Raw genomic sequence first — 2394 nt, 5'->3', positions numbered from 1 at the left:
GCGAGGACCAGCCCGGCGACAAGCGGCTGGTGGTGTACGCCACCGGCAAGGCCACGGCCGGCGAACTGCGCGCCGCCGTCACCGACCGGCTGCCCGGCTACATGCTGCCGGCCGCCGTCGTCGTCCTCGACGCCCTCCCGGTGACGGCCAACGGCAAGGTCGACCGCAAGGCCCTGCCCGCACCCGACTACACCGGGGCCGCCGAAGGCCGCTCCCCGCGCACCGACACCGAGCGCACGCTCTGCGAACTCTTCGCCGACGTCCTCGGGTTGGAGCGGATCGGGATCGACGACAGCTTCTTCGACCTGGGCGGCCACTCACTGCTCGCCACCCGGCTGGTCGGCCGCGTCCGCACCGTGCTCGGCATCGAACTGCCCGTCCGGACCCTGTTCGACGCCCCCAGCGTGGCCGCCCTCGCCGAGGCGCTGCCCGCCCCCGACGCCGCCCGCCCGCGCCTGCGGCCCGTCGAGCGGCCCGAGCGCGTCCCGCTCTCCCCCGCGCAGCGGCGCCTCTGGTTCATCGACCAGTACGAGGGCCCGAGCGCCCTCTACAACACCCCGTGCGCCCTCCGGCTGACCGGCGAGCTCGACGCACCCGCCCTGGAATCGGCGGTGCGGGACGTGGTGGCCCGGCACGAGGTGCTGCGCACCGTCTACCCGACCGCCGACGGGCAGCCGCACCAGCTGGTCCTGGACGCACCCGAACTGCCCTTGCACACCGTGTCGGTGGCCGGCGAGGAGGAGCTCGCGGCGGCCCTCACCGAAGCCGGGTCGCGGGTCTTCGACCTCGCCCGCGACCTGCCGGTGCGCGCCACCCTGCTGTCCCTGCCGGACGACCGGCACGTCCTGCTGCTGCTGACGCACCACATCGCCACCGACGGCCACTCCGTCGCCCCGCTGCTGCGCGACCTCGCCGAGGCCTACCGGGCCCGCCGCGCCGGCGACTCCCCCGACTGGCGTCCGCTGCCGGTGCAGTACGCCGACTACACCCTCTGGCAGCACGAGCTGCTCGGCACCGACGAGCGGCCCAGCGCCCTGCTGAGCGAGCAACTCGCCTACTGGAGTGAGGCCCTGACCGATCTCCCGGAGGAGCTGACGCTCCCCTTCGACCGCCTCCGCCCGGCCGCCCCGAGCCGCCGGGGCGCCACGGTGGAACTCCGGATGGACGCCGAACTCCACGCCTCTCTGGTCGAGTTGGCCCAGCACAGCCGGGCCAGCGTGTTCATGGTGATGCAGGCCGCGCTGGCCACCACGCTGGGCCGGATCGGCGCCGGCAGCGACCTGCCGATCGGCACCGTGGTCGCCGGGCGCACCGACGAGGCCCTGGACCACCTGGTCGGCTTCTTCGTCAACACCCTCGTGCTGCGCACCGACATCAGCGGCGACCCGAGCTTCCGGGAGCTGGTGGAGCGCGTCCGGCTGACCACCCTGGCGGCCTTCGAGCACCAGGACGTGCCCTTCGAGCGGCTCGTCGAGCTGCTCAACCCGGTGCGCTCGACCGCCCGCCACCCGCTCTGCCAGGTGATGCTGACCTCCGGCGGCGAAGCCGTCGAGACCGGCTTCGCCGGCCTGCCCGGCCGGGTCGAGCAACTGGAGTCGGGCCTCGCCAAGTTCGACCTGACCTTCGCCTTCGGCGAGAGCTTCGACGCGGCCGGCGATCCCGCCGGGCTGGGCCTGACCGTCGAGTACGCCGTCGACCTGTTCGACCGGGCCACCGCCGAGGCGACGGCCGCCCGCTTCGAACGCGCCCTGCGCGCGGTACTGGCCGACCCGGACCAGCCGGTGGGCCGGGTCGAGGTGCTGGCCCCCGAAGAACGCCACCGGCTGCTGACCGAGTGGAACGACACCGCCCGCCCGGTCGCGCCCGCCACCTTCCCGGCGCTCTTCGAGGCCCGGGCCGCCGCCCACCCGCAGGCCGTCGCGCTCTCCTTCGGCACCGAGCAGGTCAGCTACGGCGAGCTCAACGAGCGGGCCAACCGCCTCGCCCGGCTGCTGACCGAGCACGGCGCGGCCCCCGAACGCTTCGTCGCCATCGCCCTGGAACGCTCGACCGAACTGATCGTCGCCCAGCTCGCCGTCCTCAAGGCGGGCGCAGCCTTCCTCCCCGTGGACCCGCGCTACCCGGCCGACCGGATCGCCTACATGCTCGGCGACGCCCGCCCCGCCCTCGTCCTCACCAGCGCGGACCTGGCCGACGGCCTGTTCGCCGACAGCCCGGTGCCCCGCCTGCTGATCGAGTCGCTCGACACCGCCGGCCACCCGGCGCACGACCTCACCGGCCTCGCGCTCACCCCGCGGTCGGCCGCGTACGTCATCTACACCTCCGGCTCCACCGGCCGCCCCAAGGGCGTGGTCGTCACCCACACCGGCCTCGCCAGCATGGTCGAGAGCCAGC

General features: G+C 74.5%; 1 protein-coding gene. It reads left to right on the top strand.

All coding sequences use genetic code 11. From position 1 onward, the window contains the following. The coding region (locus tag ACFRMQ_RS40150; RefSeq protein WP_380735852.1) for a condensation domain-containing protein at window positions 1–2394 on the top strand (2394 nt) is incomplete at both ends.

Source organism: Kitasatospora sp. NPDC056783, from assembly GCF_042789895.1.
Lineage (GTDB): Bacteria > Actinomycetota > Actinomycetes > Streptomycetales > Streptomycetaceae > Kitasatospora.
Note: the sequence above shows the minus strand (reverse complement) of the source record. Positions and strands in the feature narration are given on the sequence as shown.